This is a genomic window from Mesorhizobium sp. B2-7-1, from assembly GCF_006440735.1.
Lineage (GTDB): Bacteria > Pseudomonadota > Alphaproteobacteria > Rhizobiales > Rhizobiaceae > Mesorhizobium.
This window is the reverse complement of record NZ_VFUA01000091.1, coordinates 21,856-28,986: the sequence shown is the minus strand read 5'-3', so window position 1 is coordinate 28,986 and position 7,131 is coordinate 21,856. Positions and strand designations below refer to the sequence as shown.

General features: G+C 64.2%; 4 protein-coding genes. All 4 read left to right on the top strand.

Annotated features, from left to right (window positions below; all coding sequences use genetic code 11):
- The first annotated feature begins 321 nt into the window (after positions 1 to 321).
- The 4 genes from FJ471_RS26255 to FJ471_RS26240 all read left to right on the top strand — a co-directional run bounded on the left by FJ471_RS26255 (position 322) and on the right by FJ471_RS26240 (position 7,092).
- Positions 322 to 927, top strand: a complete 606-nt coding sequence (locus tag FJ471_RS26255) for a TetR family transcriptional regulator (protein ID WP_140807637.1) — start codon at positions 322 to 324, stop codon at positions 925 to 927.
- A gap of 55 nt (positions 928 to 982) precedes the next feature.
- Positions 983 to 2,140, top strand: coding sequence for an efflux RND transporter periplasmic adaptor subunit (locus tag FJ471_RS26250; protein ID WP_140807636.1), 1,158 nt, complete (start codon positions 983 to 985; stop codon positions 2,138 to 2,140).
- A 249-nt stretch (positions 2,141 to 2,389) separates the two neighbouring features.
- A complete protein-coding gene (locus FJ471_RS26245) occupies positions 2,390 to 5,545 on the top strand; it encodes an efflux RND transporter permease subunit (protein ID WP_140807635.1) in 3,156 nt (1,051 codons plus the stop codon).
- Between the two features lie 197 nt (positions 5,546 to 5,742).
- Positions 5,743 to 7,092 (top strand): LLM class flavin-dependent oxidoreductase, encoded by a 1,350-nt coding sequence (locus tag FJ471_RS26240; protein WP_140807634.1) that lies wholly within the window; start codon positions 5,743 to 5,745, stop codon positions 7,090 to 7,092.
- The last annotated feature ends 39 nt before the right edge of the window (positions 7,093 to 7,131 follow it).

Sequence of the window (7,131 nt, the reverse complement as noted above, 5' to 3'; positions counted from 1 at the left end):
GGTGACGAGATTAATCTCCCCCGCAAGGGGGGAGATTAATCTCGTCACCGCTTTCGCCAACCATCAGCGTCGCAAGGTGAAGCGCCGTCGCTGAACCTGCTAATCTCCCCCCTTGCGGGGGAGATGTCCGGCAGGACAGAGGGGGTGCGAAGGATCGCGGCGCTTGAGAATATTCTCTTTCTCGTCACCCCCCGTCGCCCCTCGCAACTGTCACCATCTGTCACCAATTATACGTGTACGTCGATTTCGCGTTGACTCCTCGCTTCTTTCGTTTTACGACTGACGAAAATTGAAATTCGTCAATTATCAAACGAAAGCGCCATGTCCGAAGCCGCCAACATCGTGGCAGACCCCGCCAGACAGGAGAATGTGACCCGCATTCTCGACTGCGCCGAGCGGCTGTTCCGTCACTACGGCTACGGCAAGACCAATGTCGCCGACATCGCCCGCGAGCTCGGCATGTCGCCGGCCAACATCTACCGCTTCTTTGCCTCCAAGGTCGAGATACATCAGGCCGTGTGCGGCCGCATGCTCGGCGCCAGCTACAAGATGGCCTACGAGATCATGCACCTGCCGGTCAGCGCCGAGGAGCGGCTGCGCAGATACATCCATGCCCAGTACAAGATGACGCTCGAGGTCATGCTCGACCAGGAGAAGGTGCATGAGATGGTCATCGTCGCGCTGGAGCGCGACTGGTCCGTCATCGACAAGCATGTCAACAGCATCCACGACCTCTACGCCGAGGTGATCCGCGAGGGCATCGAGGCCGGCGAGTTCAGGCAGCAGGATCCCGAAACGGCCTCGCGCTGCTTCGGCGCCTCGACCGTTATTCTGTGCCACCCGCAGATGGTGGCGCAGTGCCTCGCCAAGACCAACCGGGCGATGCCCGACGAACTTATCGACTACGCCATCAGAGCCTTGAAATAGCCGCCGCCCGCCGGGTGCGGTTTCGACAGATCATCTCCAGTTCGGGAGTGCTAAGGTGTCTTTGTCCAGTTCCATCCTCCGCAGGCTGCCGGCCGCCGGCCTCCCAACCGCCGCCGTCATCGCAGCAGTGCTCGGCCTTGCCGGCTGCAGCCAGGAGAAGGTCGAGGTCGTCCAGGAAGTCGCCCGGCCGGTCAAGGTGGTCGAGATCGGCGAGGCGCAGACCACCCGTCAGCTCGACTATTCCGGTTCGGTGCGCGCCCGCACCGAGATGAATCTCGGCTTCCGCATCGCCGGTAAGGTCACCGAGCGCCTGGTCGATATCGGCCAGCACGTGAATGAGGGCGACGTGCTCGCCCGCGTCGATCCTTCCGATTACGAATTGTCGGTGAAGAGCGCTGCGGCCAGCCTCGATGCCGCCGAGCGCCAGGTCGAGACCGTCGACCTCGCCAGGAAGCGCGCCGAGCAGCTCTATGCCAAGAACTTCGCGCCGAAGTCTCAGCTCGACCAGGCGCGGCTGACCTACGACCAGGCGGTGGCGACGCGCGATGCCGCCCGTTCGACGCTGGCCCAGGCGCAGAATCAGGTTCAATACGCCGATCTGAAAGCCAGCAAGAACGGTATCGTCACCGCCATCTCCGCCGATGTCGGCCAGGTGGTCGCCGCCGGCACGCCGGTCATGACCGTCGCGGTCGATGGCGAGAAGGAAGTGTCGATCGCGGTGCCGGAGATGGACATCGCCGGCTTCAAGCCCGGCAAGGAGGTCAAGGCCAGCTTCTGGTCAGACGAAGGGCTCGCCCTCGACGGCAAGGTCCGCGAGGTCGCCGGCAGCGCCGATCCGCAGTCGCGCACCTTCGCTGTCCGGGTCTCGCTGCCCAACGATCCGCGCGTGCTGCTCGGCATGACCGCCAATGTCCAGGCGATCGTCGGCAGCAAGGCGCAACTCGTGTCGATCCCGCTGACCGCGATGACTGAGAAGGACGGCAAGCAGATCGTCTGGACGGTCGATCGCGCCTCCGACACGGTGCATCCGCGCCAGATCAAGGTCGCCAACTTCACTGCTGACGGCGTCGCCGTGGCAGACGGCCTGAAGCAGGGCGATGTCGTGGTCGCGGCCGGCACGCAGTTCATGACCGAAAACCTGAAGGTCAAGCTTTCAGGCGACGCCCAGCAATCCGCCTCGGCGGATGACGTCGCGACCAGCAGCCTGCACTAACCAGGCGAGACAGACGCCGTTCCCGCTCTCGCTGCGTTGAGCCGCGAGCCGGGGAGGGCATGGGTTCCGGGCGGCGGACGCCCGATCGTGAGATGCCGGCATGTTGGCTTCCCCCGCAGCAGTGCCGCGTCCAGCGCGATTTGCGAGTCTCTCTCCGCTTGAGGGGCGCGCCGCCCGGAAACCCGATCGAGAAAATTCGTGGGCAGCACGCCTGGCGTGCCTGCCGATCAATTGGACTGGACTTGCGCCATGACCACCACGACCGACAGCAGCGCTGAAAAGCGGCCCTTCAACCTCTCGCGCTGGGCGATCGGACATCCGAGCATCGCCCGCTTCCTGTTCGGGCTGATCATCCTGGCCGGCGCGCTCGGCCTGATGCGCATGGGCCAGAAGGAAGACCCCGACTTCACCTTCCGCGTCATGGTGGTGCAGGCGATCTGGCCGGGCGCCTCGATCCAGGACATGGAAGACCAGGTCGTCAACAAGATCGAGCGCAAGCTGCAGGAAACGCCGCATCTCGATTTCGTGCGCTCCTACACCCGCGCCGGCAGCGCCATCATCACGCTCCAGGTCAAAGGCGACACCAATGCCGAGGAGGTGAAGGACGCCTTCTATCAGGTGCGCAAGAAGGTCGGCGACATTTCAAGCGACTTGCCGCAGGGCCTGCTCGGTCCTTATTTCAATGATGAGTTCGGCGACACTTTCATCACGCTGCATTCGATCAGCGGCGACGGCTTCACCTATCCGGAGCTGAAGAAATTCGCCATCCAGGCGCGCGACATGCTGTTGACGACGCCTGGCGTCGAAAAGGCCGTCATCATCGGCGACCAGCCGGAGAAGATCTATATCGACGTCTCGTCCAAGGCGCTGGCCGAGCGCGGCCTGACCATCGTCGACCTGCAGAACGCCGTGAAGGGTCAGAACGCCGTCGATCCGGCGGGCTCGGTCGATACCGGCCTGCGCTCGGTGCGCATCTCGGTCGAAGGCGACGTCACCAAGGCCGCGGATATCCGCGAGCTGAGGCTGCGCTCCGGCAACCAGGTGACGCGCCTCGGCGACATAGCCACCGTCACCTCCGGCCTTCAGGATCCTTATGACAACAAATACCTTTTCAACGGCCATGAGAGCGTCCAGCTCGGCGTCGTCATGGCCAAGGGCTTCAACGTCAGGGACGTCGGCAAGGATGTCGAGGCGACCTACCAGCGCTTCGAGGCGGGGCTGCCCTACGGCGTTTCGGTCGACCAGATCTCCGACCAGCCCCAGGTCGTCAAGGATGCCGTGAACGAGTTCATGGAGGCGCTCGGCGAAGCGCTGCTCATCGTGCTTATCGTGTCGTTCCTGTCGATCGGCTGGCGCTCGGGCCTGGTGATAGCCATCGCCATCCCGCTGGTCTTGGCCGCGACCTTCGCCATCATGTACGAGATCGGCATCGACCTGCAGCGCATCTCGCTCGGCGCGTTGATTATCGCGCTCGGCCTGCTGGTCGATGACGCCATGATCGTCGTCGAGATGATGGAGCGAAAGCTGGAGGAGGGGTTGGTCAAGATCGAGGCGGCGAGCTTTGCCTATACCTCGACAGCTTTCCCGATGCTCACCGGCACGCTGATCACCACGGCGGGCTTCATCCCGGTCGGCTTTGCCGCCTCCACCGCCGGCGAATATGTGCGCACGCTGTTCTACGTCGTCGGCATCGCGCTGATCGTGTCGTGGTTCGTCGCGGTCTATTTCACGCCGTGGCTGGGTTACATGATCCTCAAGCAGCGCAAGCATGCCGGCACCCACCACGATGTCTTCGACACCGGCTTCTACCGCCGCCTGCGCGCCACCGTCACCTGGGCCGTGCGCCACCGCATCATCGTGCTGGTGATGACGCTGGTCACCTTCGCCACCAGCCTGTGGGCCTTCCAGTTCATCCCGCAGAATTTCTTCCCGCAATCCTCGCGTCCGGAAATCCTGGTCGATCTCTGGCTGCCGGAAGGCACCTCGATCAAGGAGGTCGAGAAGCAGGCCAAGGCGTTCGAAGTCAGGATGGCGGACGATCCCGACAAGCGCTTCATCGGCACCTATATCGGCGAGGGCGCGCCGCGCTTCTTCCTGCCGCTCGACCAGCAGCTCCGCAATCCCAACTTCGCCCAACTCCTGGTGATGGCCAAGGACGAGCCGGCGCGCGAGCGGCTGATCGTCAAGATGCGCAAGATCCTGGCGCAGGACTTCCCCTCGATCCGCGGCAAGGTCGACCGGCTCTTCCTCGGTCCGCCGACCGGCTGGCCGGTGCAGATGCGCATCATGGGTCCGGACCGCAAGGAGGTGCGCCGCATCGCCGACGAGGTGAAGGCGAAGTTCCAGGCCAACCCGCTGCTCGGCGCGATCCATGACGACTGGCTGGAGCCGGTGCCGGCGATGAAGCTGGTGATCGACCAGGATCGCGCTCGTGCCCTTGGCGTCACCTCGCAGCGCATCCGCCAGATGCTGCAGGCCACCATGTCCGGCGCGCCGCTCGACGACTTCCGCGACGGCGAGGAGACGGTCTCCATCGTCGCCCGCGAACCGGACGCGACCCGCCATCTCTTGTCCTCGGTCGACTCGGTCTACATCCCGACCGACTTCGGCGGCTCGGTGCCGCTGTCGCAGGTGGCCAAGGTCGTGCCTGTCATGGAGCAGGGCATCGAATGGCGGCGCGACCGCCTGCCGACGATCAGCGTGCGCGCCACGCTGCCGGATGGCGTGCAGTCGAACGACGTCGTCACCAAGATGTACAACGACATGAAGGACCTGCGCACCGGCCTTGCGCCCGGCTACAAGGTCGAGATCCAGGGCGGCGCCGAGGATTCGGCCGAAAGCCAGGCCTCGATCGCCGCCAAGGCGCCGATCATGCTCGCCATCATCGTCGTGCTCCTGATGGTCCAGCTGCAGCATTTCGGCAAATCGATGCTGGTCCTGGCCACCGGTCCGCTGGGCATCATCGGCGCCGCTGCGGCACTTCTGATCAGCGGTGCGCCGTTCGGCTTCGTCGCCATCCTCGGTGTCATCGCGCTGCTCGGCATCATCATGCGCAACTCGATCATCCTGGTCGACCAGATCGACCAGGATATTGCGGCCGGCATGGAGCGATCGGAAGCGATCGTGGGTGCAGCCGTGCGCCGCTTCAGGCCGATCATGCTGACAGCGCTGACCGCGGTCCTGGCGCTGATCCCGATCTCGCGCGCCGTGTTCTGGGGTCCGCTCGCCTACGCCATGATGGGCGGCATTCTCGTCGCCACCGTGCTCACCATCCTGGTGCTGCCTGCCGGCTACGCCCTGTTCTTCGGCCGCGCGCCCAAGAAGGCCAGGACCGACGAGCAATCGCCCGAGCCGGAGAAGGTCGAAGGCATCGAAAGACCGCAACTGGCCTTGGCTGCGGAATAGAAATAGACGTGGCAACCTGGATCATCCGCCGTCGGTGAAAGCCGGTGGCGGATGATCCGCATCCAGGGGTCTCGCCGGGCGAAAAATGCTCCGCGGCGAGGCTTTCGCAAAACAGAATTCCTTTTCTCTGGCTCGACGCGGGCCGATCCTGCGCGGAATATCGGAGCGACAACGCTCGTCATCGCTGGATCATCCCCATGTCAGAAAAACGGCAATTGCGACTCGGCGCCTTCATGCGTCCCGTCAGTCTTCACACCGGCGCCTGGCGCTATCCGGACGCTTATCCCGACGCCAATTTCAACTTCGCGCATCTGAAGCGTTTTGCCCAAACGCTCGAGGCCGCGAAATTCGACGCCTTCTTCATGGCTGACCACCTGGCCGTGCTCAACATGCCGATCGAGGCGCTGCGGCGCAGCCACACGGTCACCTCCTTCGAGCCGTTCACGCTGCTGTCGGCGCTCGCCGCCGTCACCGATCATATCGGCCTTGTCGCAACCGCATCGACCACCTTCGACGCGCCCTATCATATTGCGCGGCGCTTCGCGTCGCTCGACCATATCAGCGGCGGCCGCGCCGGCTGGAACATCGTCACCACCTCCAATCCGGACGCCGCGCTCAACTTCGGCCTCGACGAGCATGTCGAGCACGACGAGCGCTACCACCGGGCGCGCGAGTTCTACGATGTCGTGACCGGGCTATGGGACAGCTTTGCCGACGACGCCTTCATCCGTGACGCGGAGAGCGGGCTCTATTTCGATACATCGAAACTGCATGTGCTCGACCACAAGAGCGAGCATCTGTCGGTGCGCGGCCCGCTCAACATCGCGCGGCCGGTGCAGGGCTGGCCGGTCATCGTCCAGGCCGGCGCGTCCGACGCCGGACGCCAACTGGCCGCTGAAACCGCCGAGGTGATCTTCGCGGCACCGTCCGACCTCTTGGCCGGGCAGCGTTTCTTTGCCGACGTCAAAGGCCGCACGGAAAAGCTCGGCCGTTCGCGCGACGATATCAAGATCCTCCCTGGAGCCTTCGTCGTCGTCGGCGATAGCGTCGAGGAGGCGCGAGCCAAACGCGCCAAGCTCGACAGCCTCGTCTACTACGAGAGCGGCATCGCCTCGCTGTCGATCGCTCTCGGCCACGATGCCTCCAGCTTCGATCCCGACGGTCCGCTGCCGGACGTGCCGGACACCAATGCCTCGAAAAGCAGCCGCGAGCGCGTCATCGAGTTGGCGAGAAAAGAGAGCCTCACTGTTCGCCAGCTCGCCCAGCGACTCGGCGGCTATTCGGGCCTGGCCTTCGTCGGCACACCCACGACCATCGCCGACGAGATGGAAGAATGGCTGCTCACCGATGGTTCCGATGGCTTCAATGTCATGTTTCCCTACCTGCCCGCCGGCCTGGATGATTTCGCCGAAAAGGTCGTGCCCGAGCTGCAGCGGCGCGGGATATTCAGGCGTGAGTATGAAGGATCGACGCTGCGCGAGAATCTCGGCCTGACGCGGCCGCCGAACCGGTTTTTCGAAGAGCCGGCGGTCCGCAAGGTGGGCTGATCCAAATGAAACGGGCGCGCCGGAGCGCGCCCGTTTCCT